This is a genomic window from Streptomyces sp. V4I23 (assembly GCF_030817975.1).
In the GTDB taxonomy this organism is placed as follows: Bacteria; Actinomycetota; Actinomycetes; order Streptomycetales; family Streptomycetaceae; genus Streptomyces.
Genome location: NZ_JAUSZW010000004.1, coordinates 2650054 through 2673666 on the forward strand (window position 1 = coordinate 2650054; position 23613 = coordinate 2673666).

22 protein-coding genes and 2 tRNA genes are annotated in these 23613 nt (G+C 71.6%); 8 read left to right on the forward strand and 16 right to left on the reverse strand.

Annotated features, from left to right (window positions below; all coding sequences use genetic code 11):
- Window positions 1-161 precede the first annotated feature (161 nt).
- The 8 genes from def to QFZ82_RS14050 form a co-directional block, all read right to left on the reverse strand.
- Window positions 162-794 carry a peptide deformylase gene (def, locus tag QFZ82_RS14015; RefSeq protein ID WP_307713487.1) on the reverse strand — a complete coding sequence of 211 codons (633 nt, stop codon included), beginning with the start codon at window positions 792-794 and terminating at the stop codon, window positions 162-164.
- Between the two features lie 314 nt (window positions 795-1108).
- Window positions 1109-2089: a hypothetical protein gene (locus tag QFZ82_RS14020; RefSeq protein WP_307713488.1), complete on the reverse strand. Its 981-nt coding sequence runs from the start codon at window positions 2087-2089 to the stop codon at window positions 1109-1111.
- Window positions 2090-2206: 117 nt separating this feature from the next.
- Window positions 2207-3502 (reverse strand): HD-GYP domain-containing protein, encoded by a 1296-nt coding sequence (locus QFZ82_RS14025; protein ID WP_307713489.1) that lies wholly within the window; start codon window positions 3500-3502, stop codon window positions 2207-2209.
- Entirely contained in the window at window positions 3499-4836 is a 1338-nt protein-coding gene (locus QFZ82_RS14030) for an HD-GYP domain-containing protein (protein ID WP_307713490.1), read from the reverse strand. Before QFZ82_RS14030 ends, QFZ82_RS14025 begins: the two co-directional genes overlap by 4 nt.
- A 162-nt stretch (window positions 4837-4998) precedes the next feature.
- Window positions 4999-5295, reverse strand: coding sequence for a mycothiol system anti-sigma-R factor (gene rsrA, locus QFZ82_RS14035; protein ID WP_307713491.1), 297 nt, complete (start codon window positions 5293-5295; stop codon window positions 4999-5001).
- Window positions 5292-5957, reverse strand: a complete 666-nt coding sequence (locus QFZ82_RS14040; RefSeq protein WP_177152923.1) for a sigma-70 family RNA polymerase sigma factor — start codon at window positions 5955-5957, stop codon at window positions 5292-5294. Before QFZ82_RS14040 ends, rsrA begins: the two co-directional genes overlap by 4 nt.
- A 247-nt stretch (window positions 5958-6204) precedes the next feature.
- Window positions 6205-6840 (reverse strand): alpha/beta family hydrolase, encoded by a 636-nt coding sequence (locus QFZ82_RS14045; RefSeq protein WP_307713492.1) that lies wholly within the window; start codon window positions 6838-6840, stop codon window positions 6205-6207.
- A gap of 36 nt (window positions 6841-6876) precedes the next feature.
- Window positions 6877-7692: an SOS response-associated peptidase gene (locus QFZ82_RS14050; RefSeq protein WP_307713493.1), complete on the reverse strand. Its 816-nt coding sequence runs from the start codon at window positions 7690-7692 to the stop codon at window positions 6877-6879.
- A gap of 50 nt (window positions 7693-7742) precedes the next feature.
- On the opposite strand from QFZ82_RS14050, the gene QFZ82_RS14055 reads away from it, so the two are divergent.
- The 4 genes from QFZ82_RS14055 (at window position 7743) to QFZ82_RS14070 (ending at window position 11314) form a co-directional block, all read left to right on the forward strand.
- Entirely contained in the window at window positions 7743-8483 is a 741-nt protein-coding gene (locus tag QFZ82_RS14055; protein ID WP_307713494.1) for a M50 family metallopeptidase, read from the forward strand.
- Window positions 8484-8523: 40 nt separating this feature from the next.
- Complete coding sequence (gene aroA / locus QFZ82_RS14060; RefSeq protein ID WP_307713495.1) at window positions 8524-9861, forward strand: 3-phosphoshikimate 1-carboxyvinyltransferase; 1338 nt, start codon at window positions 8524-8526, stop codon at window positions 9859-9861.
- 4 nt (window positions 9862-9865) lie between these two features.
- Window positions 9866-10879 carry a ribosome small subunit-dependent GTPase A gene (gene rsgA / locus QFZ82_RS14065; RefSeq protein WP_307713496.1) on the forward strand — a complete coding sequence of 338 codons (1014 nt, stop codon included), beginning with the start codon at window positions 9866-9868 and terminating at the stop codon, window positions 10877-10879.
- Window positions 10880-10990: 111 nt separating this feature from the next.
- Window positions 10991-11314, forward strand: a complete 324-nt coding sequence (locus QFZ82_RS14070) for a multidrug efflux SMR transporter (RefSeq protein WP_307713497.1) — start codon at window positions 10991-10993, stop codon at window positions 11312-11314.
- Here QFZ82_RS14070 and QFZ82_RS14075 read toward each other — a convergent pair.
- Window positions 11280-11936 (reverse strand): TetR/AcrR family transcriptional regulator, encoded by a 657-nt coding sequence (locus QFZ82_RS14075; RefSeq protein ID WP_307713498.1) that lies wholly within the window; start codon window positions 11934-11936, stop codon window positions 11280-11282. The genes QFZ82_RS14070 and QFZ82_RS14075 overlap by 35 nt on opposite strands.
- 136 nt (window positions 11937-12072) lie before the next feature.
- Between QFZ82_RS14075 and hisN the strand changes: the two genes are divergently transcribed.
- Both hisN and QFZ82_RS14085 read left to right on the forward strand, forming a co-directional pair.
- The gene (gene hisN, locus QFZ82_RS14080) at window positions 12073-12873 is read left to right on the forward strand and encodes a histidinol-phosphatase (RefSeq protein WP_307713499.1); all 801 of its coding nucleotides are present in this window, start codon (window positions 12073-12075) and stop codon (window positions 12871-12873) included.
- A 168-nt stretch (window positions 12874-13041) separates the two neighbouring features.
- A complete protein-coding gene (locus tag QFZ82_RS14085) occupies window positions 13042-13440 on the forward strand; it encodes a cyclic nucleotide-binding/CBS domain-containing protein (protein ID WP_307713500.1) in 399 nt (132 codons plus the stop codon).
- Between the two features lie 102 nt (window positions 13441-13542).
- On the opposite strand, the gene QFZ82_RS14090 is transcribed toward QFZ82_RS14085, so the two are convergent.
- On the reverse strand, window positions 13543-15021 hold the full coding sequence (locus QFZ82_RS14090; protein WP_307713501.1) for a catalase: 1479 nt from the start codon (window positions 15019-15021) through the stop codon (window positions 13543-13545).
- 132 nt (window positions 15022-15153) lie between these two features.
- Between QFZ82_RS14090 and QFZ82_RS14095 the strand changes: the two genes are divergently transcribed.
- Window positions 15154-15570, forward strand: coding sequence for a Fur family transcriptional regulator (locus QFZ82_RS14095; RefSeq protein ID WP_177152912.1), 417 nt, complete (start codon window positions 15154-15156; stop codon window positions 15568-15570).
- Window positions 15571-15743: 173 nt separating this feature from the next.
- Here QFZ82_RS14095 and QFZ82_RS14100 read toward each other — a convergent pair.
- The 4 genes from QFZ82_RS14100 to QFZ82_RS14115 form a co-directional block, all read right to left on the reverse strand.
- Window positions 15744-15817: transfer RNA gene (locus QFZ82_RS14100), tRNA-Met, on the reverse strand.
- A gap of 63 nt (window positions 15818-15880) precedes the next feature.
- Window positions 15881-18121, reverse strand: coding sequence for a sel1 repeat family protein (locus QFZ82_RS14105; protein WP_307713502.1), 2241 nt, complete (start codon window positions 18119-18121; stop codon window positions 15881-15883).
- A gap of 214 nt (window positions 18122-18335) precedes the next feature.
- Window positions 18336-18409, reverse strand: a tRNA-Met gene (locus QFZ82_RS14110).
- 41 nt (window positions 18410-18450) lie between these two features.
- Window positions 18451-21339 carry a UPF0182 family protein gene (locus tag QFZ82_RS14115; RefSeq protein WP_307717714.1) on the reverse strand — a complete coding sequence of 963 codons (2889 nt, stop codon included), beginning with the start codon at window positions 21337-21339 and terminating at the stop codon, window positions 18451-18453.
- A 137-nt stretch (window positions 21340-21476) separates the two neighbouring features.
- On the opposite strand from QFZ82_RS14115, the gene QFZ82_RS14120 reads away from it, so the two are divergent.
- The gene (locus QFZ82_RS14120; RefSeq protein ID WP_177153802.1) at window positions 21477-22055 is read left to right on the forward strand and encodes a PPA1309 family protein; all 579 of its coding nucleotides are present in this window, start codon (window positions 21477-21479) and stop codon (window positions 22053-22055) included.
- A 127-nt stretch (window positions 22056-22182) separates the two neighbouring features.
- On the opposite strand, the gene QFZ82_RS14125 is transcribed toward QFZ82_RS14120, so the two are convergent.
- Complete coding sequence (locus QFZ82_RS14125; RefSeq protein WP_307713503.1) at window positions 22183-23274, reverse strand: PDZ domain-containing protein; 1092 nt, start codon at window positions 23272-23274, stop codon at window positions 22183-22185.
- Between the two features lie 85 nt (window positions 23275-23359).
- A complete protein-coding gene (locus QFZ82_RS14130; RefSeq protein ID WP_177153800.1) occupies window positions 23360-23536 on the reverse strand; it encodes a hypothetical protein in 177 nt (58 codons plus the stop codon).
- Window positions 23537-23613: the final 77 nt, after the last annotated feature.

Here is a 23613-nt window from a genome sequence, read left to right on the forward strand (position 1 = left end):
CTGCGATGAGAGCCGTGAGAGCGGTCCACAGCAGAGACTGGCGGGACGGTCGACGCGCGTCAACAGCCCCCGGACTGCCGTCATTTGTCGGTCCAATGACGGGCGGGTGACGCACGGGGGCCCCGCTCGCACGGAGCGGGGCCCGCCGTGGGTCGCGCGGATCAGTCGTTGGCGACGACGGGGTAGCGCGGGGTGCCCTCCGCCATCTGCTGCAGCGCGTCCTTGCGCTCGCGCTTGGAGAGCCGGTCGATGTAGAGGTACCCGTACAGGTGGTCCGTCTCGTGCTGGAGGCACCGGGCGAAGTAGCCCGTGCCGCGCACCCGGATCGGGTTGCCCTGGGCGTCCTGCCCGCGCACCACCGCGTAGTCGGGGCGGGCGAGTGAGGCGTACGCCGTCGGAACGGAGAGGCAGCCCTCGTTGGAGTCGTCGAGGTTGCGCAGCTCCGGGGGCAGCTCCTCCAGCACCGGGTTGCACACGACGCCGACGTGGCGCACGCCCTCGTCGTCGGGGCAGTCGTAGACGAAGACCTTCAGGTCCACGCCGATCTGGTTCGCGGCGAGGCCGACGCCCTCCGCCGTGCGCTGGCTGGCGAACATGTCGTCGATGAGAGCGGCGAGCTTGTCGTCGAACTCGGTGACGTCCTTGCACTCCTTGTGCAGCACGGGGTTGCCCACGACCGTGATCGGGCGGGAGGTGCCGCGCTCGCGGTAGGCGCGCTCGCGCTCCTCACAGTTCTCCGTGTCCACGACGAAACCGTCGTCGACCTGCTGGTCCGTCTCGTGCTGCGACGCCATGTCAGCCGTACGCCCTTCTCAGTACCCGTCCCCGGCCCGATGCCCGGTCACCTGCGTGTCCGTACAGCCTACGGGCAGGGGCTGCCCGACGGATCAGGACCGGACAGGACGCGGCGTCCGGTGCATGGGGTCTCCCCGGGCCCGCAGGCCTGGGGGACGCATCGCAAGGCGCCGGGATGCCCTCATAGCGGAGCTACAAGGGCATTTCGGCAACCGGCGAGGTGCCGTCGCCTGGGGGTGCCCCCAGGCGAAGCCCTGGCGGAGCCCTGGCGGAGCGTCGTGGCCCCGGCCAAGATCCGCCGGGGAGCCCCTGGTCAGCAGACTTCCTCGAGATCCCGCCATTCCCGGCTGTCCGGACTGTCCGCGACCCAGCCGTCCAGCAGTCCGCGCACGAGCCCGGCCGGCGCGGCGATTCCGCATTCGCGCTCCGGCGACCACAGGTCGCCCGCCGTGCGGTGGCCCAGCGGGCCCGGGTGGCCCGGTTCGCTGTGGTCGTGCGGGTCCAGGTGCTCGCCCTCGCCCTCGGCGCTCGGCATCCGGCCCTCCGAACAGGCCCGGCACAGCAGCCGCACCGAGGACGACCAGTCCTCGGCGGCGAACCCCGCGTCGGCCGCCAGCTTCTCCAGCGCGTCCCGGTCGGTCTCGGTCGCCGCCTCCAGCAGCACCACCCAGGTCGGCACGGGCGAGGGCGCCCACAGCTCGATCTCGTCGAAGACGGGGTAGGAGGGCCCCGCGCTGGTCGTGCGCTCGCCGTGCGGCACACCGTCGTGCAGGACCACCTCGCCCCAGCGCCGCCCGGACGAGGGCAGCGGGATGGAGAGCACTTCTATCCGGGCCGGGTCGAGCCTGCGGCCCCAGACCACCTCGGCCTCGCCCTCGGGCGACAGCCGTACGGCGGCGCTGCCGAGATCCATGCCGACGGGCTCACCGTTCGGCGCGGCGGCTCCCGGCACCTTCAGCCCGTACGCCTGCCAGGCGCGGCGGGCCAGCGGCCAGTCCTGCAGGGCGGTGGCGGCGATGCCCACGTTCCACCAGTCCGGGGCGCCGGTCTCCTTGTCCAGCAGGGCGACGGCACGCAGCCCCGCGGCCCGGGCCTGCTCCCAGTCGTGCCGGAACTTGTGCAGCAGCGCCAGGTTGAACCAGGACTCCGAGAGCCAGGGCTCGAGATCCGCCGCCCTGGTCAGCAACGCCCCCGCGTCCTCGTACCGGCCGTCGCCGATCAGCGTGAACGCGCGGTCGGTGGCCTGCCGCCACGAGGCGGACGGCCGATGCCGTACCTTCCCGAAGATCCTCACGATTCCCGCCTGCCGGTCGCTCGGGTGTCTGTCCCGGACGCATGCCTGAGTGCCCGCTTCTGTGCCTTCTTTCGCATCCAACCATGCCCGGTCGCAGGCTCGCTCATTACCCATGGGTTACCCAGGTGGGACCGGGCCGAGACCGCCTCGGGCAAGGACTCTGGCAAGGGATTCCACGACCTCGGGCTCGTAGTCGTGGCCCGTGCCGAGGCGCAGCCGCTCCAGTGCCGCGAGGGCTCCGCCCGCACTTCCTCCGCTTCCCTGTGCCAGGTCCTCGTACGCGTTCACGGTGCGGACGATCCGCGCGGGCAGGGACTGCTCCCGGTAGGGATCGGCCTGCTGCTCCACTACGGCCGCGACGGCGGGCGGCACCCCGGTCCGGCGCACGACCGCACCGCCGAGCAGCGCGATACGGCGCTGCTCGGCGGCCGGGAGCACGGCGGTGGCCCCGTCGGGCACGGGGTCGACCAGGGACAGCTGGCCGATGTCGTGCATCAGGGCCGCGTACTCCAGCACCGTCAGCTCGGGGCCCGACAGCCGCATCTCCCGGCCCACGGCCGTGCTGAGCGCGGCCACCCGCCGGGCGTGGCCGGGCGGGGTGTAGCCCGCGATCTCGGTGGCACGGGCGAGGGAGGCGATGGTCTGGCGGTAGGTCGTGCGGACCGCGGCGTACCTGCGGAACGACAACTGGGTCAGCAGCAGCGGCACGCAGAAGACGGGCAGCGCCCACAGGCCCGCGACCGCGACCGCGAGGGCCATCACGGCACCGGTCGCGCACACGGCGGACCCTATGCCGGGCAGCGCGCGCAGCTCGTCGCGCAGCAGCGGCCCGTACGGGTACCCGGGACGGGCCGCCAGGAGGACCGCCGACAGCACCGCGTCGCACAGGAGGGTGAGCACGAGGAGCACCAGGAGGAAGAGGGCGTAGAAGGGACCGTGTCCGATGCGGTGCTCCAACGCGCCGGAGTTGTACAGCGGCTGGAAGCACACCGCGGCGAACCCGACGGTCAGCACCCGCCGGGCCACATGGTCCGGCCCGGGTCCGCGCCCGCGCGCGACGTGCGGCACGGCCCCGGCGAGCGTGCCCGCGACGACGACCGCGACGACCTGGAGGGGGCCGTGGGCAGTGGGCCGCCCGGCGCACTCGCCGAGGAGCGCGTACGCGAGGGCGCCGGCGGCCGCGAGCGGGGCGGGCTCCCTGCCCCAGGCCCCCTCCGGCGCAGGCGGCGCCCCCGCCCCCGGCACGGCCCCCCAACGCGCAAGCTCCCCCACCGCGATGAAGATTCCGAAACCGAGCGCGTTCGCGGGCTCGGCCAGGCCGTTCCAGGCGACCCCGCCGAGGGCTGCGGCGGCGAGACAGGCGGCGGCCGCGTACACGGCGACGACGGCCCGGTCCGGCAGGGCCGCCGTCATCCGGTCCACACCCGGTGCGGCCCGCTCGGCGCCTCCTGCCGCGGCGGACCCACCGGTGCCGCCTCGTCCGAGGTGACGGCCGTCTCCCAGCCCTCGCGTTCCAGCGCGCGCACCAGCGCGTCCACCATCCGCGGGTCGAACTGCGTCCCCGCGCAGCGCTCCAACTCCTCGAGCGCCGCTGCCACCGGGCGGGCCCGCCGGTAGGAGCGGGTCGAGGTCATCGCGTCGAACGCGTCCGCGACCGCCACCACCCGCGCGAACTCGGGGATCTGCTCACCGGCGAGCCCGTACGGGTAGCCGCTGCCGTCCAGCCGCTCGTGGTGGTGCAGGATCGCCGCCCGCGCCTCGCCCAGGAAGCCGATGCCGCGCACCATCTCGTGCCCGTACTCCGGATGCAGCTCGATCACGCGCCGCTCCTCGGGCGTCAGCGGCCCGTCCTTGCGCAGCACGCGCGTCGGCACACCGAGCTTGCCCACGTCGTGCAGGATCCCGGCGAACCGGAGGAGTTCCAGCCGCTCGTCCGCCATGCGCAGCTCGCGCGCGATCAGCACGGAGGCCCGGCCGACCCGCTCGCTGTGACCGCGGGTGTAGCGGTCCTTGAGGTCGACGGCCTGGACGAGCGCGCGGATGGTCGCCTGGTGGGCCGCCCGCTCACGGTGGTACTGGGCGTACATCCAGCTGGAGACGTACATGGGCAGCAGGACGAACAGCGCGGACACCGGCCCGTAGGGGCTGCGCCACAGGACGGCCGTCATCAGCCCGGCGAGGCCGTGCACGCAGTACGGGGCGGGTGACACGGACAGCAGCGCCCGCCCGGCCCGGCGCAGCGGCACATGCTCGGCCGCCGCGCGGATGGCGCCGTCGAGGACGGAGAGCACCAGGCAGAAGGCGAGCGCCCCGGCGAGCGCGTGCACCAGCACGGAGGGGAAGTCGGGGGCGGTCAGGCCGCGTTCGCCGCCGGCGAGGCGGTACGCCCGCGCCGCGGCCCAGGTCGACAGCGCCAGCTGCGCGGCGCGCCAGACGCGGCGGGCCCCCGGCGCGGGCCGGCCGGCCCGGCCGACGAGGGCGCCCGGCACAGGGACGAGCGCGGCGGCCGCGGCCGGCAGCAGGAAGGCGGCCGCCAGCAGCACGGGGAAGTACGGGCAGGCCCCGACCCGCTGCGAGTGGCCGGGACGGAGGCGGGCGGGCATCTCGCACACCGCGTAGAGCCCGGCGAGCAGCGCGACCGCGGTCCAGGGCACATCGGCGGCCGTCACGGCCGGGGCCGCACAGACCACGGCGCCGAGGACGGCACCCGCGATGAAGGCGTGTGCCGCCTTCGGTATGGCCGTCACTGCCCCGCCCCCTCCTCGATCCAGCGCACACGCTAGCGAGATGAGAGGTGAGGGGCGGCCGTACGGCACCCGTTCGCACGTACGGGTGAACATCACGGCATCACGTGAGGCGCGCCACGAGTCGTGACGCGCCTCAGGGTCCTGCGTATGTCTCCGGCGGAGCTACTCCTGTGCCGTCGCCACGTCCTGGTCGGGAACGGCCTGGCCCGAACGGATCAGGTCGATACGGCCCATGACCTTGGCGCGCAGGTCGCTGGGCACGTCGTCCTGCCCGCAGCACCGCTTGACCAGCTTCTTCACCGCCTGCTCCAGGCCGTACTTCTCCAGGCACGGGGAGCACTCCTCGAAGTGCACCTCGAACTTGGTGCAGTCACTGTCGGGCATCTCATGATCGAGGAACTCGTAGAGATGGTCCAGGACCTCAGAGCAGTCCGTCTCGTGCGGCTCTCCGCAGCTCATGAGCCCGAGCCTTTCGCGTCGTTCGACTCCCCCGCACCGGCCGGGACGAGCCCGCGCTCGCGGGCGTAGTCCTCGAGCATGCCGCGCAACTGACGGCGGCCCCGGTGCAGGCGGGACATCACCGTACCGATGGGTGTTCCCATGATGTCCGCGATCTCCTTGTACGCAAAGCCCTCTACGTCGGCGAGATAGACCGCGATCCGGAACTCCTCGGGGATCGCCTGAAGAGCTTCCTTGACGTCCGAATCCGGCAGATGGTCGAGGGCCTGCGACTCCGCGGAACGCAGCCCCGTCGACATGTGCGACTCGGCGCGCGCGAGCTGCCAGTCCTCGATCTCCTCCGCCGCGCTGCGCTGGGGCTCGCGCTGCTTCTTGCGGTAGGAGTTGATGAAGGTGTTCGTGAGGATCCGGTACATCCACGCCTTGAGGTTGGTGCCCTCGCGGAACTGGTGGAACGAGCCGTACGCCTTGGCGTACGTCTCCTGTACGAGGTCCTCGGCATCGGCGGGATTGCGCGTCATGCGCAGCGCGGCCGAGTACATCTGGTCGAGGTAGCCGAGGGCGTCCCGCTCGAAACGGGCATTGCGCTCGGCGGCCGTCTCCTCGGACTGCTCCGCCCGGCCGTCGTCGGTCCCTGCGTCGGTCCCAGTGACCGCACCCACCTCCTCCAACGCTGTGACGGATCCCAGAGCGGACCCGCTCGAATCGGAGAATAGTCGACCATGCTGCGACGGGGCCTGCCGATTCCCACCGCCCGCCGCCGGAACCGGCCCGCTCTTGCCCTGCGAGAGCACCGTCCACTCCAGCCCGGTGGAGCGCTCGGCTGTCGGGCAGAAGGTCGTACCCATGCGGTGGACTCCCTACTCATGCTCTGTACTGACATCCGCCACAACAGTGCGCACCCGCGTCTCATTCCCGGAGCGCGGCTGTCCAACGGGTCACAGCACCGGTGATCGTTCCGAGGGTCTCGGCCTCCGGGATCCCGGCCTTCTTGGGCACGGCGAACCCGTGGTCCCCGAACGGCACTTCGACGAGTTCGTAGGGACCGTCGGGGAACTCCTCGGGCCTGCCGAAGGGGTCGCTGCCGCCCTGCACGACGAGGGTGGGCACGCCCGCGTCCAGGAGTTCGTCCGCGCGGGACTTCTCGGGGCGGCCGGGAGGATGCAGCGGGAAGCTCAGCGCGAGCACGCCGACGGCGCCGAGCTCGACGGCCGTGCGGCAGGCGACGCGCGCCCCGGCGCTGCGGCCGCCGGCGACGACGGGCGGCCCCGCCTTCGCCAGGGCGGGCCACACGCCGCGCCATCCGGTGTCGAGCGTCTTCGGCGCGGGGGCGACCTTCTTGCCGGCGACGCGCCAGGGCTGCTCGACGAGGGCGACGGTGACGCCGTGCGCGGGCAGGCCACCGGCGATCGCCTTCAGGTCGCGCGCCTCGATCCCGCCCCCGGCGCCGTGCCCGAGCGCCAGCACGAGGCGCGCCCGTCTCGCGGGGAACCAGGTGATCCGGGCGTCACCGCCGGGGACCTCGACGATCTCTTTCCGCTCCATGCGGCCATTGTGACGCGGAGCACGCCGAGGGCGGCGTCAGAACAGCACCGGCTCCTCGGGGCCCGCCAGTTCCTCCAGCAGTTCCGGCCCGTTGTTGCGCACGTTGCTGACCGCCGTCGTGACCGGGTACGCCCTCATCAGTCCCTCCAGAGGCGGCGCGAGCAGGGAACGGACCTCGTCGGGGTCGGTCGTCGACGGGTCGAGCCAGGCGTCCCAGCGGTCGGGCACCAGCATCAGGGGCATCCGGGGGTGGATGTCGGACAGCGACCGCGGCCCCTCGGCCGGCGCGACGCCGAGCGGCCCCTTCTCCGCATCCGTGGTGATCACCGAGCAGGTCACCCACCAGGCCTGGGGATGACCGTCCGGGAGCGTGCGGTCGCGCCAGAACTCGTACAGGCCGGCCATCGCGAACACCGAGCCGTCCGCGGGAGTGACGAAATACGGCTGCTTCCGCGGGCGCTTCTTCTTCCCCTCGACCTCCAGCTCCCGCTCCCCGGTCCCGGTCACCCACTCGTAATAGCCGTCGGCCGGCAGGATGCAGCGGCGGGTCAGGAAGGGCCTGCGGAACGACGGCTTCTCGTGCACCGTCTCGGCGCGCGCGTTGATCATCCGGGCCGCGCCCTCGGGCGTCTTGGCGAACGACGGCACGAGGCCCCACTTCAGCGTCCGCATCTGCCGAACCGGACGCTTGTCCGCCGCGTCCTTCACAGGACGCTCGAGAATCGCGTAGACCTCCTTGGTCGGGGCCACGTTCCAGTCGGGGGCCAGGGTCTCCTCCGGCTCCCACTTCTCGACCCGGAACAGCCCGACCAGATCCTCGGGCCTACGACTTGCTGCATACCGTCCGCACATAGGTGCCACACTGCCACTTCCGTACGCCGTCCGAGGGAGCCGCCCGCGAAATGCACACGACACACACCGCCACGGTCCTCGCCGGGGCCTCCGCGCAGAACCTGTGGGACCGGCTCACCGGGACCCAGGACGCCCCCGAGCCCTGGCTCGTCGTCGTCACCGGCCTCGTAGCCCTCGCCGCCGTCATACCGACCGCCCTGTGGCGGGTGACCCGCAACGCGGTCACCATCGCGCACGAGGGCGGCCACGGCCTGATCGCCCTCGTCACCGGCCGCTCGCTCCAGGGCATCAGGCTGCACTCGGACACCAGCGGCCTCACCGTCAGCCGGGGCAAACCGACCGGGCTCGGCATGGTCCTGACGGCGGCCGCCGGATACACCGCCACCCCGCTGCTCGGCCTCGGCGGCGCCTGGCTGCTGGCCGCGCACCACATCACGCTGCTGCTCTGGGTGGCCACGGCGCTGCTGCTGGCGCTGCTGGTCATGGTCCGCAACGCGTACGGCGCCCTCACCGTGACCGTGACCGGCGCCGCGTTCGTCCTCGTGTCCTGGCTGACAGAACCCGGCGTACAGTCCCTCTTCGCCTACACGGCCGTGTGGTTCATGCTGCTCGGCGGCGTGCGGCCGGTGTTCGAGCTGCAGTCCAAGCGCCGCCACGGAGGGGCGCCGGACTCGGACGCGGACCAGCTCGGGCGGCTCACCCATGTGCCGCCCGTCGTGTGGCTGGCGTTCTTCCATCTGGTGGCGTTCTGTTCGCTGATCGGCGGAGGCCGGTGGCTGCTCGGGCTCTGACCTCGAAGGCGGTCGGCGCCGAGCCACTAAAGTGATGGCCATGACCGACAGCACCGTGCACCCCGCCCTCTGGCCCGCCCCCTACGCGACCGGAGCCGTCGAAGCGACCGTCACCGTGCCCGGATCGAAATCGGTCACGAACCGCGCGCTCGTGCTGGCCGCCCTCGCCGCCGAGCCGGGCTGGCTGCGCCGCCCGCTGCGCTCCCGTGACACCCTCCTGATGTCGGCCGCGCTCCAGGCGATGGGCGTCGGCATCGAGGAGACCGTCTCCTCCAGCACGACGGGCGGCGCCGGCGAGGCGTGGCGCGTCATCCCCTCGGGTCTGCACGGCCCGGCCACGGTTGACGTCGGCAACGCGGGCACGGTCATGCGGTTCCTGCCGCCCGTCGCCGCGCTCGCCGACGGCCCGATCCGCTTCGACGGCGACCCGCGTTCCTACGAGCGCCCCCTCGGCGGCGTGATCGGTGCGCTGCGCACCCTCGGCGCCCGTATCGACGACGACGACCGCGGGGCGCTGCCCATGACGGTGCACGGCGGCGGTGCGCTGGACGGCGGTCCGGTGCGGATCGACGCCTCGTCGTCGTCCCAGTTCGTGTCCGCGCTGCTGCTCTCGGCACCGCGTTTCAACCAGGGCGTCGAGGTACGTCACGTGGGCGGCCGGCTGCCCTCGATGCCGCACATCCGGATGACCGTCGACATGCTCCGCGCGGTCGGCGCCCAGGTCGACGAGCCGGAGACCGGCGGTGAGCCGGACGTCTGGCGTGTCTCGCACAGCGCCCTGCTGGGCCGCGACCTGACGATCGAGCCCGACCTGTCCAACGCCCAGCCGTTCCTGGCGGCCGCGCTCGTCACCGGCGGCCGGGTCACGATCCCGGACTGGCCCGAGCGCACCACCCAGCCCGGTGACGCGCTGCGCGAGATCTTCACCGAGATGGGCGGCTCCTGCGAGCTGACGACGACGCCGGACGGTACGGCGCTGGTGTTCACCGGCAGCGGCCGCATCCACGGCATCGACGTGGACCTGGGCGAGGTCGGCGAGCTCACGCCGGGCATCGCGGCGGTGGCGGCGCTGGCCGACTCCCCCTCGACGCTCCGCGGTGTGGCGCACCTGCGGCTCCACGAGACCGACCGGCTGGCGGCGCTCACCAAGGAGATCAACGAGCTCGGCGGCGACGTCACCGAGACCGAGGACGGCCTGCACATCCGCCCGCGCCCCCTGCACGGCGGCGTGTTCCACACCTACGACGACCACCGGATGGCGACGGCCGGATCGATCATCGGTCTCGCCGTGAAGGACGTGCAGATCGAGAACGTGGCGACCACGGCCAAGACCTTGCCCGACTTCCCTCGGATGTGGGCCGAAATGCTCGGGGCCTGAGATCATGCGCCGCTACGGCAAGCACACCGACGAGGACGACATCCGCTCGCGCCCCAACCGCAAGGGGAACCGCCCGCGCACCAGCATCCGGCCCAAACACGAGGACGCGGCGGAGGGGATGGTCCTCACCGTCGACCGGGGCCGGCTCACGTGTCTGGTCGAGGACCGGGTCGTGATGGCGATGAAGGCCCGCGAGCTGGGCCGCAAGGCGGCGGTCGTCGGCGACCGGGTCGGCATCGTCGGTGACCTGTCGGGCGCCAAGGACACCCTGGCCCGGATCGTACGGATCGAGCCGCGCAGCTCGGTGCTGCGGCGTACGGCCGACGACGACGATCCCTTCGAGCGCGTGGTCGTCGCCAACGCGGACCAGCTCGCGATCGTGACCGCGCTCGCCGATCCCGAGCCGCGCCCCCGGCTGATCGACCGCTGTTTGGTCGCGGCGTACGACGGCGGTCTGGAGCCGCTGCTCGTGCTGACCAAGTCGGACCTCGCCCCGCCGGACGAGCTGCTGGAGAGGTACGGCGCGCTCGGTGTGCCCCATGTGGTCACCACACGCGAGGAGTTCGTGGACGGCCTCGCGGCGGAGCGCGTGCGCGAGTACCTGGTGGGCCGGACGACGGCGTTCGTCGGGCACTCGGGTGTCGGAAAGACGACCCTGGTGAACGCGCTGGTGCCGCAGGAGCGGCGGCGCAGCACCGGGCTTGTCAACGCGGTCACGGGCCGGGGCCGGCACACGACCACGTCGGCGCTCGCCCTGCCGCTCGCGGACGAGAAGGGGGGCTGGGTGATCGACACGCCCGGCGTGCGGTCGTTCGGCCTGCACCATGTCGATCCGTCCCGCGTCATCCACGCCTTCCCCGATCTGGAGCCCGGTACGGAAGGCTGCCCGAGGGCCTGTTCGCACGACGAGAAGGACTGCGCGCTCGACGCCTGGGTGGCCGAGGGCCACGCGGATCCCGCCCGGCTGTACTCCCTGCGGCGCCTGCTGGCGACGCGGGAGCGACGCGAAGGTGACTGAGTCGTCCACGTTTGCGATCTGCGACAGCCGGTAAGTGCATAATCGCACCAAGTCGGACCAAGCAGTCCCGGGCCCGAGCAGTCACCGAATGACGCGGGAGGCGCAAGACCGATGGCGTGGCTGCTGGTGGTGGTCGCCGGGTTGCTGGAGACGGGCTTCGCCGTCTGCCTCAAGCTGTCTCACGGGTTCACCCGGTTGTGGCCGACGATCGCCTTCGCGGCTTTCGCCCTCGGCAGTTTCGGCCTGCTGACCATCGCGCTGAGAAAGCTCGACGTCGGACCCGCGTACGCGGTGTGGACCGGGATCGGCGCGGCCGGCACGGCCGTCTACGGCATGCTCTTCCTCGGCGACCTGGTCTCCACCCTCAAGATCGTCTCGATCACGATGGTGATCGTCGGCGTCATCGGTCTGCAGCTCTCGGGCTCGGCGCACTGACCGCGGCCCCGACCCCGCCGACAGAGTCCCGCACCAGCTGGGCGACGCCCTCTCCCATGGGCGCGATCACATAGGACAGCGCGAGGCGTACGGCGAGTTCGCAGCGCTGCGGGAGATCCGCCGGGTCGTCGGTGGAGCGACCCTCCAGCGACCGCCGCGCCTGCCTGACCGCGGTACGCGACCGGTCCCGTACGGCCGCGAGCAGCTCGGCCGGTGCCGGAAGCCCGGCGTCCGCGCGGCGCTGGGCCGGCACGGCGGGCAGGGCCGCGCCTTCGCGCACCGGACGCGGGACGGGCAGCCTCTCGCCCCAGCAGCCGGTGAGCAGGGCGCGCAGCAGCGGCCGGGCGCGGGCCTCGCCGACGGTCCACTCGGCGAGGGAGACCAGCCGTTCGGAGGGTTCGGTCCGCTGGGCCAGCAGCCGTTCCACACCGCGCAGATAGCGGTCGGCCTCGCGCCGCACCAGAGCGCGGGCGAGACCGTCCTTGCTGCCGAACTCGTTGTAGAGCGTCTGACGGGAGACACCCGCGGCTCCGGCGACATCGGCCATCCGCACCCGGGGCCAGGGAAGGTCGCCGAGCGCCACGAGCGCGGCGTTCAGCAGGGACTCTCGAGCTGCGGGCATCGTCGCCTCCCCGACCAGGCATGTGTGGGCACAGGGTTGACGGGCCCACCGGGGCTGTCAAGGGACACGGCAGCCTGCTCGGCAGCCGCCCCCACCACCAGGAACACCCCGTTCCTGCACCGATAGAGTGGCGACCATGCCGGACTACCACGATGATCTGCGCCTCGCCCATGTCCTCGCGGACGCCGCCGACGCCACCACGATGGAGCGGTTCAAGGCCCTGGACCTCAAGGTCGAGACCAAGCCGGACATGACGCCGGTGAGCGAGGCCGACAAGGCAGCCGAGGAGCTGATCCGCGGGCATCTCCAGCGGGCACGGCCGCGCGACGCGATCCTCGGCGAGGAGTTCGGCATCGAGGGCACGGGCCCGCGGCGCTGGGTCGTCGATCCGATCGACGGCACCAAGAACTACGTGCGCGGCGTTCCGGTGTGGGCGACGCTCATCTCGCTGATGGAGGCGGGAGAGGGCGGCTTCGAGCCGGTGGTGGGCGTGGTGTCCGCCCCGGCGCTGGGCCGCCGCTGGTGGGCGGCGAAGGGTGCGGGCGCGTACACCGGCCGCAGCCTGACGTCGGCGACGCGGCTCCAGGTCTCGAAGGTGGAGCGGATGCAGGACGCGTCGTTCGCGTACTCCTCACTGAGCGGCTGGGAGGAGCAGGGGCGCCTCGACGGGTTCCTGGATCTGACGCGGGCCTGCTGGCGCACCCGGGGCTACGGCGATTTCTGGTCGTACATGATGGTCGCCGAGGGGGCGGTGGACGTCTGCGCCGAGCCCGAGCTGTCCCTGTGGGACATGGCGGCCCCCGCGATCGTGGTGCAGGAGGCGGGCGGGTCGTTCACCGGCCTCGACGGCACTCCGGGCCCGCACAGCGGCAACGCCGCCGCGTCGAACGGGCTGCTCCACCGCGAACTCCTGGGCTATCTGAACCAGCGGTACTGACCCGCCCGGCGCACGCCCGCGCCATCGGAGGCTTTCGTGCGCGGCTCAACACGCCGCGCATGCCCCCTTGCTGCCCGGGTGGGGGACTGCGACTCTGAGAGTCCCCACTCTTGTGAACTTGTGAATCGGTTCTCTAGCGACCGGTACACCAAGGAGGTGGCTCCGTCCATGCTCGTTCGTGACGCCATGAGCACGGTGGTCCTCACCATCGGACCCGCACACACACTCCGCCAGGCGGCCAGTCTGATGGCCGCACGACGTGTCGGCGCGGCCGTCGTCCTCGACGGCGACCTCGGCCTCGGGATCCTCACCGAGCGCGACATCCTGAACTCGATCGGCTCGGGTCAGAACCCCGACCTGGAGACCGCCGGAACCCACACCACCACCGACGTCGTGTTCGCCGCACCTTCCTGGACCCTGGAGGAGGCGGCCGGAGCAATGGCGCACGGCGGCTTCCGCCATCTGATCGTGACGGACGACGGCGGCCCGGTGGGCATCGTCTCCGTCCGCGACATCATCCGCTGCTGGGCTCCGGCCAGGCGGCACGCGGGATCGGTCGCGGGCTGACCGGAGTTCACCCGCACGAGCGAACGGGCGCATCCACACACGGACACCGGGAGGGCCGGATCCCTGTCCAGGGATCCGGCCCTCCGGGCTACGACAAGCGGGTCAGCCGCGCAGGGCCTGGACCGCGGCGTCGAGCCGCTTGCCGAAGTCGCCGTCCGCCTGGCGGAAGTTGTTGATCGCGCGCTCGGCGATGTCGTCGCGCGACACCTTGGCGATGAAGCCGGCGAGGTTGTCGATCAGACGGCCCTTCTCGTCCTCGGACATCAGGCGGTAGAGGTTGCCCGCCTGCACGAAGTCGTTGTCCTCGGCGTGGACGGGCGCCGGGTGGTCGCCGGTGACGCCGGTGACCGCGGAGCCGACCCACAGCGGGCGGTCGATCTGGTGCGGGCCGCCGAAGCTGTTGGGCTCGTAGTTCTTCGCGCCCTTGTGGCGGCCGTCGTACAGGAAGCCGTCCCGGCTGTTCGTGCGCGCCTCGGTGGCGTGCGGGCGGTTCACCGGCAGGTGGTCGGCGTTGATGCCGACGCGGTAGCGGTGGGCGTCGCCGTAGGCGAACAGGCGGCCCTGGAGCATCTTGTCCGGCGAGGGACCGATGCCCGGCACGAAGTGGGCGGGACTGAAGACGGACTGCTCGACCTCGGCGAAGATGTTCTCCGGGTTGCGGTTGAGCTCCAGCTTGCCGATCTCGATCGGCGGGTAGTCCTCGTGCGGCCACACCTTGGTGAGGTCGAACGGGTTGAAGCGGTAGGTCGCCGCCTCGGCCGCCGGCATGATCTGCACCTGCACGGTCCACGTCGGGAAGTCACCGCGCTCGATGGCCTCGCGCAGGTCGCGCTGGTGGGAGTCGGGGTCCTCACCGGCGAGCTTGTTGGCCTCGTCCTGGGCGAGGTTCTTGATGCCCTGGTCGGTCTTGAAGTGGTACTTGACCCAGAAGACCTCGCCGGCCTCGTTGTTCCACTGGTAGGTGTGGGAGCCGTAGCCGTTCATGTGGCGGTACGAGGCGGGGATGCCGCGGTCGCCGAACAGCCAGGTCACCTGGTGGGTGGACTCGGGCGACAGGCCCCAGAAGTCCCAGACGTTGTCCGCCTCCTGGCTGCCGGTGTACGGGTCGCGCTTCTGGGTGTGGATGAAGTCGGGGAACTTGATGGCGTCCTTGATGAAGAACACCGGGGTGTTGTTGCCGACGAGGTCGTAGTTGCCCTCCTCGGTGTAGAACTTCAGCGCCCAGCCGCGCGGGTCGCGGACCGCGTCCGCCGCGCCCAGGTTGCCCGCGACGGTCGAGAAGCGCAGGAACGTCTCCGTCTGCTTGCCGACCTCGGACAGGAACTTCGCGCGCGTCCACTGCGATACGTCACGGGTGAGCGTGAAGGTGCCGTACGCGCCGGCGCCACGGGCGTGGACCACGCGCTCCGGGATGCGCTCACGGTTGAAGTGCGCGAGCTTCTCCAGCAGCAGCTGGTCCTGGACCAGAACAGGACCGCCGACGCCCGCCGTCTCGCTGTTCTGGTTGTCGGCGACCGGTGCCCCGGCCTCCGTGGTGAGCGGTCCCTGCGTCACGTGCGCCTCCTGCGTCGTTCTGCCCATTGATCGAAATCAGCACTACCTGCCCTTGGTACGCGCTGGTCTCGATCCTACAATGGACTTTGTCTAAGTCAAGTGAGCATCCAAAGTCACACCCGTTCGGGACCTGGGTCCCTTCACTGTTAGGCTGGCCCTATGAGTGACCTGTTGGAACGACTCCGCGGACGCGGCTGGCGCATGACCGCGCAGCGGCGCGTCGTCGCCGAGGTCCTCGACGGCGACCATGTCCACCTGACGGCCGACGAGGTCCACGCGCGCGCGGTGGAGCGCCTGCCCGAGATCTCCCGGGCCACCGTCTACAACACGCTGGGTGAGCTGGTCAGCCTCGGCGAGGTGCTCGAGGTGTCGACCGACCGCCGCGCCAAGCGCTACGACCCGAATGCCCACCGGCCCCACCAGCACCTGGTGTGTGCCCGCTGCGGCGCGATCCGTGACGTCCACCCGTCGGGCAACCCCCTGGCCGACCTCCCCGACTCGGAGCGCTTCGGCTTCACGATCTCGGACGTCGAGGTGACCTACCGCGGCACCTGCCCGAACTGCGCTGCCGCGTAGCACCAAACCACCGAGAAGGGCCCCGACGGAAACGTCGGGGCCCTTCTTCGTCAGGTCGCGGGGCCGGACCGGTCGCCAGGCCGGATCCCGGGTGATCGGCGGTCCGGTGAGACTGTCGACCGGCCGGACATGACCGAAGGCCCGGATCTCAAGGATCCGGGCCTTCGTTTCAGTAGCGGGGACAGGATTTGAACCTGCGACCTCTGGGTTATGAGCCCAGCGAGCTACCGAGCTGCTCCACCCCGCGTCGGTGAACACCACCTTACGGGACCCCCTGGACCAGAGCAAATCCCTTCCCGGGGCCCCGCCGCTACGCGGTCAGCTCCTGGATCAGCGCCTCGCGCAGCTTCGCCGCACGCTCCGCGACCTCGGCCGGCCCCAGTTCGACCGCTCTGGCGCACCAGCGCTGCCCCTCGGCGAGCTCGCCCCTGCGAGCGGCGAGCAGCGCGAGCCGCAGGGCGGCCCTGCCGTGGCCGGCCCGCGCCGCGCGGGTCCACCACAGGGCGGCCTCCCGCTCACTGCCCTCGCGGGCGAGGAGCAGTCCGAGGTTGAACGCGCCGCTGCGACTGCCGGCCTCCGCGGCCTCGCGGTACCAGCGGGCCGCCTCGGCCGTGTCCCCGCGGGCGGCGGCGAGCATGCCGACCCGCACCTGGGCGCGACGGTGCCCCTGCTCCGCGGCACGCTCGTACCACTCCTCGCACTCGCTCTTCTCCGCCATCGGCTCGCCGAGGGCCGGCGGACCCGGCGGCGGCCGGCGCGCGTCCAGCACCGTCGCGAGCCGGAACGCGGCCTCTGCGCTCCCGCCGCCCGCCGCGCACCGCAGGTGGCGCTCCGCAGCCTGTTCGTCGCCCTCCTTGAGCCGGGCGATGCCGACCTGGAGCGCGGCCTCGGTGTGACCGGCCGCCGCGGCCCGCTCGTACCAGGACAGCGCGGTGCGGTCGTCGTCCCGGCCGACGTGGAGGATGCCCAGGTTGAACGCCGCGTCGACGCTGCCCGCCTCGGCCGCCTTGGAGAACCAGGGCTCGGCCCCGGCGTGGTCCCCTGCCTGCAGGAGCAGGACGGCGAGCGCGTTGGCGGCCTCGCGGTGCCCGGCGTAGGCGGCGCGGCGGTACCACTGCTCGGCCTGGGCCGTACGGTCCTGGGCGGCGCACAGCAGTCCGAGGTTGTACGCGCCGTTGACGTCGCCCGCGTCCATGGCGGCGCGGTACCAGCGCTCGGCGCTCTGCGCCTCGCCACGCGCGGCGTGCAGCGCGCCGAGGGCGTTCGCCGCGTTGCCGTCGCCGTCCTGGGCGGCGCGCAGCCACCACACGGCGGCGCTCTCCTCGTCGCCCGCGTCCCGCAGCAGGAACCCCAGCGCGCAGGCGGCCCGGGCCTCGCCGTCCTTCGCGGCCGTCAGGTACCAGCGGCCGGCCTCCCTCAGCTCGCCGCGCTTCTCGAGGATGGCGCCGAGATGCAGGGCGGCGCGCCGGTGCCCGCGGGCGGCGGCCTGCCGGTGCCACTGAACGGCCTCGTCGAGCAGACCCGGCTCACGCGCGCCGCCCGGACGGGCGGCCTCGGCCTCGGCGAGCACGCGCAGCCCGGCATCCGTCTGCCAGACGGCCCCGCCGCCCCCGGCCACGTCGCCGCCCCGCGCACCACGGTCCGCACGGACGCCGACGCCCGGCGTCCGGTCGGCCTGCGTTCCGCCGGGAGGCATGCCGTCCCCGCGCGTCCCGCCCGCCGTGCGGGCGCCCCCTTCGGCACCCGTGGCGGGAACGCGGCGGCCGCCTCGCGTACTGTCCATGGCTGCGCCCTCGTCCCGGCGCCCGGCCGGTACGGGTGCGGGACAAGACGGTGTGCCGGCCGGACCGAGCGGGCCGATGCCCTCGCCCTTGCGTGCCTCCTCCGCTGCCCGGCGCTCCAGCGCCCTGGCGAGGCGGTAGGCGGCCTCGCGGTGGCCCTGCTCGGCCGCCGTGCGCAGCCAGCGCTCCGCGCCGTCCTCGCCGCGGTGCTCCAGCAGGTCGGCCAGCGCGTACGCCCCGAGGGCATGGCCCTGTTCGGCGGACTGGCGCAGCCAGTACTCGGCGGCCGGTTCGTCGCCGCGTTCGCGGAAGTGCCGCCCGAGTGCGTGCGCGGCGGCCGCCGAACCGGCGACCGCGGCGATACGCCACCAGCCGGCCGCCTCGTCCGCGTAGCCGCGCTGGTGCAGCAGGACGCCCAGGTTGTTGGCGGCCGCGCGGTCGCCGTCGGCGGTCGCGCCGCGCAGATAGGGCTCGGCGCCGTCCAGATCCCCCCGGCGCAGCAGGAGTGCGCCGAGCACACTCATCGAGGCCGTGTCGCCGTGGTCAGCGGCACTGCGGTGGCGTGCTTCGACGCCGGCGGTCTCCTCGGCGTCGACGTTCTCCGTGGCGCCGAGGCCACCGGTCCTGACGACGTTGTCGCCGCGGCCGTCCACCGCGTCCACCGCCTCGACGGCGTCGACCGAATGCATCGCGTCCCCCGCGCTTCCGGCATGCGGCTGCACAAACCGCCCTGTCTCCAACAGAGTTGCCCTGTCCCCCATAAATTCCATCGTCGCACCACCTGCAACCCGCGTACACCTGGTATACAGCAGCCAGTGAGGTCACTTCAGCGTTTTGTCGACATGCCCACAGAGAGATAAGTCAAACACGCCAACCCCCAACTCGCGCACTCCGGCACGCACTTCGGGGAAGAACCCCCCGAAGGTGTCGGGTCAGCACGAAGAGGGCCCGGATCCTCAAGGATCCGGGCCCTCTTCTTTCCAGTAGCGGGGACAGGATTTGAACCTGCGACCTCTGGGTTATGAGCCCAGCGAGCTACCGAGCTGCTCCACCCCGCGTCGTTGTTCCGTAAAGGTATCACGACGCGGGGCGGATCCCGTCATCCGCCCTGGTCGGGCTCCTTCAGCCGGGCCTCGGCGTCAGCGGCCCGCTGGAGCGCCTCCTGGAGCGCGTCCTGCGCCTTGCCGTAGGCCGTCCAGTCGCCCCGCTTGATGGCCGCCTGGCCGTCCGAGTACGCCCTCTGCGCGTCCTGGATGGCGTCCTTGAGCGCCGCGTCGCCCGTGGCGGGCGGCTCGGTGGGCTGCGTCGGCGGCTCGTCGGGCTCGGTCGGCGGGGTGGTGGTCCCGTCGTCCGGTGCGCCCTCGCCGAAGACCTGCGACAGCGCGCCGCCGAGATCGTCGGCGAAGCCGATCCGCTGGCCGTACACCACGGCCACCTTGCTCAGCAGCGGGAACTCCGAGCCGCGGCCCTGGGCGTAGATCGGCTCGACGTACAGGAAGCCGCTGTCCAGAGGAACGGTCAGCAAGTTGCCGTACTTGATGGTCGAGTCGGCGCCCTTGAGGTCGCGGACGAAGGTGGCGATGGGGTCGTGCCTGTTGAGCCGGCTCTGCACCTGCTCCGGGCCGTCGACCTTGTCGTCCGTCACGCGCATCAGTCTGATCTTGCCGTAGTCGCGGCTCATGGCGTCGGCGTCGACCGCCATGAACGCCCGCAGGTTGGGCCGTCCACTGGGGGTGAAGGTCGTCGTCAGCGCGAACTGCTGCTTCTCCTGCCCCGGCAGCTTGAGGGACAGGTAGTACGGCGGGACCGCGTTGCTGTCGGCCTTGGTGGGGTCGTTCGGCACCTGCCAGGCGTCACTCGCGTTGTAGAACGGAGCGGGCTCGGTGACGTGGTAGAGCGACAGCAGCTCACGCTGGACCTTGAACATGTCCTGCGGGTACCGCAGATGGGCCTTCAGCTCGTCCGGGACCTCGGCCTTCGGCTTGACCGTGCCGGGGAACGCCTTCTTCCACGTCTTGAGGACCGGGTCGTTCTCGTCCCACTCGTACAGGGTCACGGTGCCGTCATAGGCGTCGACCGTGGCCTTCACCGAGTTCCGGATGTAGTTGACCTGGTTCTGCTGGGCGACCACCGCGCGCTGCCGGTCGGTCAGCGAGTCGGAGGTGGTCTCCCCAAGCGTCGTGCGGGACGCGTACGGATAGCCGTTGGTCGTGGTGTAGGCGTCGACGACCCACTGGATCCGCTTGCCCACGACCGCCGGGTAGGCGTCGCCGTCGATGGTCAGCCACGGGGCGACCGCTTCGACGCGCTCCTTGGGCGTGCGGTTGTAGAGGATCTTCGAACCCTCGCCGATCGCACCCGAGTACAGGATCTGCGGCTCGCTGAACGCGACGGCGTACGCGGCGCGGTTGAGCGCACCGGAGAGGTCGATGCCGCCCTTGCCCGCGTAGCTCGTGGTGACCTGGCCGCCGCCGTCCTTCTCGTAGTCGAGCTCCTTCTGGGGCCCGCCCACGATCGAGTACTGGGTGGTCTTCTCGCCGTAGTAGATCCGCTGCTCGTAGTCGCCGAGGCTGCCCTTGGAGGGGAGGCCGGACTCGGTGAACTCCGGGGCCCCGCCGGTGCCCTTGGCCGTGTCCGTGCCCTTGGCGGCGACGGCGCCGTAGCCGTGGGTGTACGTGAAGTGGTCGTTGATCCAGTTACGCTTGTCGACGCCCTGGAGGTTGATCTCACGCAGACCGATGACCGTGTCCTGGCCCTTGTACCGGTCGATGTCCAGCGTGGAGGGGAACTGGTAGTACTTCCGCCCCTGCTCCAGCTGCTGGAACGTCGGCGAGACGATGTTGGGGTCGTTGATGCGGTAGCTGGCCGCCGAGTCGGCGTCCTCGCGCTGCTTCTCCGCGTCCTTGATCTGCCCGCGGCCCGAGTAGTCCGTCGGCTTCACGCCGTCGATGCCGTACGCCTTGCGCGTCGCCTCGATGTTCTTGCGGATGTACTCGGCTTCCTTGGCCTGCTCGTTCGGCTGGACCTGGAACTTCTGCACGATCGCCGGGTAGAGCCCGCCGATCAGGATCGCGGAGAGCACCATGAGCCCGAAGCCGATCATCGGCAGCTGCCAGGTCCGGCGCCACAGCGTGGCGAAGAACAGGACCGCGCAGATCACCGCGATGCAGAACAGGATCGTCTTGGCCGGCAGATACGCGTTGGCGTCGACGTAGCGCAGGCCGGTCCAGTTGCTCGTGGCCTTGAAGTCGCTGGACTTCACCGCGAGCCCGTACCGGTCGAGCCAGTACGCCACGGCCTTGAGCGCCACGAACAGTCCCAGCAGCACCGACAGGTGGCCGGTGGCGGCGCCCGTCGCCCGCGCGCCCGGGCTGGTGATCCGCAGCCCGCCGTACAGGTAGTGGGTCAGGGCGGCGGCGATCAGGGACAGCACGACGGCCGCGAAGCCGAAGCCGAGCAGGAAGCGGTACCACGGCAGGTCGAACGCGTAGAACGCCACGTCCATCTTGAACTGCGGGTCCTTCTGACCGAAGGGCACGCCGTTCACCCACATCAGCCACGTCCGCCACTGGCTGGTGGCGGAGGCGCCGGCGATCAGCCCGACAAGAGCGGTGATCGCGAGGAGCACCCACTTCTTGTACGGGGCGATGCCCATGCGGTACCGGTCGAGGCTCTGCTGCTCCAGCGACATCGCGCTGAGCGGCGGCCGCAGCCGGTGGGCCAGCCAGATGTTCACGCCGACGGCCGCTGCCATGAGCAGGCCGAAGACGGCGAACAGTCCGATCTTGGTCCACAGAGTGGTCGTGAAGACGGAGGAGTACCTGACGGAGCGGTACCACAGCCAGTCGGTCCAGAACCCGGAGAACATGACGAACACCATGGCCAGAACGGCCAGGACGCCCATGGTCATGAGCAGGGTGCGGACACGCCGGGACGGCCGGCCCACTCTCATCCGTGGCCCGGTCGGGCCTCCGCCGCGGTCCGGCATCTGGAAAGCCAACGTGCGCACCTCGAAGTTCGCGGTCGTGTGATTCGGGCCCCGCGATCGTAGAGCCCCACTGATGCAACTTACTGAGGCTTTACCTAGTTCCCGCCGCGGGGCAGGAAGGAGGCAGGATATTGGCCATGTCCAACGCTTCTTCCCCCGCCCCCGACAACCAGCCCCCTTCGGGCCCGATCGCCGCGAGCCCGCTCACCCGGGCCGTCCTCGAGATCGACGAGTACGCCGCCACGCTCGGCTGGGACCAGCCGGCCCGGCTGTTCGCCCTCGTCGACACCGCTCAGCTGCGTTCCCAGGAGCCGGGTCTCGCCGCCCAGCTCGGCCTCGACGAGGGCGACTCGGCCGCCCCGCTCACCCCGATCGAGCAGGACGAGATCCCCGCCGGCACCCCGCTCGACGAGTTCCTCGGCACGATCGCCTGGCCCGACGCGGTCGCGGGCTGCGCGCTGACGGTGGAGCGCCTGATGCTGCCGCCGTCCGCCGAGGCCTCCGTTCCGGACGGCCTCGACGAGGCGGCCCTGACCAAGTGGGTCGCCTCGCACCCGGACCGCCAGGAGGTCCGGATGACGGTGGCCGTGCTCCGCGACGGGGCCCGGGAGTCGGCCCTGCGTCTGCGCGAGAAGGACTCGCCGAACGAGGTGCTCACGGGCGGCGGCCTGGTGCCGGGCCTCGCCGAGGCCCTGTCGGCGACGTTCGAGGACTGACCGAGCCGAAGGGCTCGGACGCGGCGAGGGCGCCGCTGACGCGCGGATCGCTCTGCGCGTCGGCGGCGCCCTCGCGCCGTGTGTCCCGCCCCGCCGTATCGCGGCCGGCGGCCCCCGTCTGCCCGGCTCAGCCCTTCGTGCAGCTCGGCAGGTCCTCGGTGTCGCCCGAGCGGATCTTCGCCAGGGACTTCGTCGCGTCGGCGATCGTGTCGACCTTGACCAGCGTCAGGCCGTCCGGGGTGTCGGAGGCGGCGGAGGCGCAGTTGTCGGCGGGGGTCATGAAGAACTGGGCGCCGGCCTTGCGGGCGCCGACGAGCTTCATGTCGATTCCGCCGATCGGGCCGACCTTGCCCTCGTCGTCGATCGTGCCCGTCCCCGCGACGAACCTTCCGCCGGTGAGGTCCTCCTCCGTCAGCTTGTCGACGATGCCGAGGGCGAACATCAGGCCGGCGCTCGGGCCGCCGACATCGGCGAGGTGGATGTCGATGGTGAACGGGAAGGTGTGGTCGGTCCCGGCCTGGATGCCGACGATCGCGCGGTTGTCGTCCTGGGCCCTCACCGTGGTGATCGTGACCTTCCGGGTGCCCTGGGGCTCCTTGTTGCCCGCCTTCTCGGCAGCGGCGGCCGCCTTGGCCGGGACGACGGTGAAGACGACGTCCTCGCCCGGCTTGTGCTTCACGACCTGCTCGGCGACGTCCCCGGGCTCCTTGATCTCGGTGCCGTCCACCGCGCGGATGACGTCACCGGCGTGCAGCCTGCCCTCCGAGGGGGAGCCCTTGACGACGGTGGAGACGACCACCCGCGACGTCACCGGGATCTTCAGCTCCCGCAGGGCCGCCACCTTGGCGCTCTCCTGGGACTGGCTGAACTCCTCGGCGTTCTCCTGCGTCGACTGCTCCTCGGTCTTCCCGTCGGGGTAGAGGGTGTCGTGCGGCACCACCACGTTGTCGTGGGCCAGCCAGCCGTAAAGTGCCTCGACGAGGCTCATCTCGTAGTCCGCCCCGGTCACCCTGACGGTCGTCATGTTGAGGTGCCCGCTGGTCGGGAAGGTCTTGCGGCCGGAGATCTTGAGCACCGGCTCGCCGTCGGCGGAGCCCAGCGTGTTCACCGTCGGGCCGGGCGACATCTCCGCGTACGGGACCTTGAAGAAGACGCCTGCGCAGAGAAGCGCGATGAAGACGAGGGTGGAGGCGAGCATCGTCGCAGTGCGGCGTGGCATGGAACGACAGTACGGGACGAGCCTGTGCGAGTACGGCCGGGGCCGCTCCGTACGAGGGCCTCCCGGCACCTTCGTACGCTCGGGTTCACTGTCGGACGACATCCGTACCGGAGGCAGCCTTCTCCATCGCGTCACGGAAGCGCGCGTACCCGGCGAGCTCGGCGATGTCCCCGCTCGTGCGATTCCGCTGAGCCCAGCCGGCCCATATCGCCGCACCGACAGCAGCGAAAAGCGGAATCAGCAACCAGGCCAGAACTGCCATCGCGACCTCCCTACCCCATGAGTGAACGCAACTGAGTGATCAGCAGATTAGTCTCATCCGCGAGATCAACGCTCATG

Coding starts and splice junctions, on each gene's coding strand:
- aroA (WP_307713495.1), top strand. CDS start 8,524: ATGACCGACAGCACCGTGCACCCCGCCCTCTGGCCCGCCCCCTACGCG.
- QFZ82_RS14025 (WP_307713489.1), bottom strand. CDS start 3,502: ATGACGGCGGCCCTGCCGGACCGGGCCGTCGTCGCCGTGTACGCGGCC.
- def (WP_307713487.1), bottom strand. CDS start 794: ATGGCGTCGCAGCACGAGACGGACCAGCAGGTCGACGACGGTTTCGTC.
- QFZ82_RS14045 (WP_307713492.1), bottom strand. CDS start 6,840: ATGGAGCGGAAAGAGATCGTCGAGGTCCCCGGCGGTGACGCCCGGATC.
- QFZ82_RS14050 (WP_307713493.1), bottom strand. CDS start 7,692: ATGTGCGGACGGTATGCAGCAAGTCGTAGGCCCGAGGATCTGGTCGGG.
- QFZ82_RS14120 (WP_177153802.1), top strand. CDS start 21,477: ATGTCCAACGCTTCTTCCCCCGCCCCCGACAACCAGCCCCCTTCGGGC.
- QFZ82_RS14130 (WP_177153800.1), bottom strand. CDS start 23,536: ATGGCAGTTCTGGCCTGGTTGCTGATTCCGCTTTTCGCTGCTGTCGGT.
- QFZ82_RS14125 (WP_307713503.1), bottom strand. CDS start 23,274: ATGCCACGCCGCACTGCGACGATGCTCGCCTCCACCCTCGTCTTCATC.
- hisN (WP_307713499.1), top strand. CDS start 12,073: ATGCCGGACTACCACGATGATCTGCGCCTCGCCCATGTCCTCGCGGAC.
- QFZ82_RS14055 (WP_307713494.1), top strand. CDS start 7,743: ATGCACACGACACACACCGCCACGGTCCTCGCCGGGGCCTCCGCGCAG.
- QFZ82_RS14070 (WP_307713497.1), top strand. CDS start 10,991: ATGGCGTGGCTGCTGGTGGTGGTCGCCGGGTTGCTGGAGACGGGCTTC.
- QFZ82_RS14105 (WP_307713502.1), bottom strand. CDS start 18,121: ATGGAATTTATGGGGGACAGGGCAACTCTGTTGGAGACAGGGCGGTTT.
- QFZ82_RS14095 (WP_177152912.1), top strand. CDS start 15,154: ATGAGTGACCTGTTGGAACGACTCCGCGGACGCGGCTGGCGCATGACC.
- rsrA (WP_307713491.1), bottom strand. CDS start 5,295: ATGAGCTGCGGAGAGCCGCACGAGACGGACTGCTCTGAGGTCCTGGAC.
- QFZ82_RS14075 (WP_307713498.1), bottom strand. CDS start 11,936: ATGCCCGCAGCTCGAGAGTCCCTGCTGAACGCCGCGCTCGTGGCGCTC.
- QFZ82_RS14090 (WP_307713501.1), bottom strand. CDS start 15,021: ATGGGCAGAACGACGCAGGAGGCGCACGTGACGCAGGGACCGCTCACC.
- QFZ82_RS14085 (WP_307713500.1), top strand. CDS start 13,042: ATGCTCGTTCGTGACGCCATGAGCACGGTGGTCCTCACCATCGGACCC.
- QFZ82_RS14115 (WP_307717714.1), bottom strand. CDS start 21,339: ATGCCGGACCGCGGCGGAGGCCCGACCGGGCCACGGATGAGAGTGGGC.
- rsgA (WP_307713496.1), top strand. CDS start 9,866: ATGCGCCGCTACGGCAAGCACACCGACGAGGACGACATCCGCTCGCGC.